This window comes from Mesorhizobium sp. WSM4935, assembly GCF_029625735.1.
Classification (GTDB): Bacteria; Pseudomonadota; Alphaproteobacteria; order Rhizobiales; family Rhizobiaceae; genus Mesorhizobium.
This window is the reverse complement of the sequence record NZ_JARTVR010000056.1, coordinates 1-279: the sequence shown is the minus strand read 5'-3', so window position 1 is coordinate 279 and position 279 is coordinate 1. Positions and strand designations below refer to the sequence as shown.

At 59.1% G+C, this 279-nt stretch carries 1 pseudogene; it reads right to left on the bottom strand.

Annotated features, from left to right (window positions below):
• A pseudogene (locus P9273_RS32080) lies at positions 1–264 on the bottom strand (PIN domain-containing protein); the annotation flags it as partial.
• Positions 265–279: the final 15 nt, after the last annotated feature.

Sequence of the window (279 nt, the reverse complement as noted above, 5' to 3'; positions counted from 1 at the left end):
ATCGACAGCCTTCATCATCACTTCCGGCGTCGTTCCGGCAACCGCGAAGGCGTCGCTCCAGCTAAGCAGCTTATCCCGAGCTTCCTGGGAATGTCTTCCGGCCTTGCGGACGAGAACATTGAACAGTTCGCCCAGCACCTGGACCGGAATGACTGCGGCCTCTCGTGGAACGCTGCGTAGCAGCTCGATAACGACGTCGCGCTTCTCCGCGTTGTTAACGCCCTCAGCATAGGCCAGGACGTTGGGGTCGATGGCGACCTTCACCGATCATCCTCATAA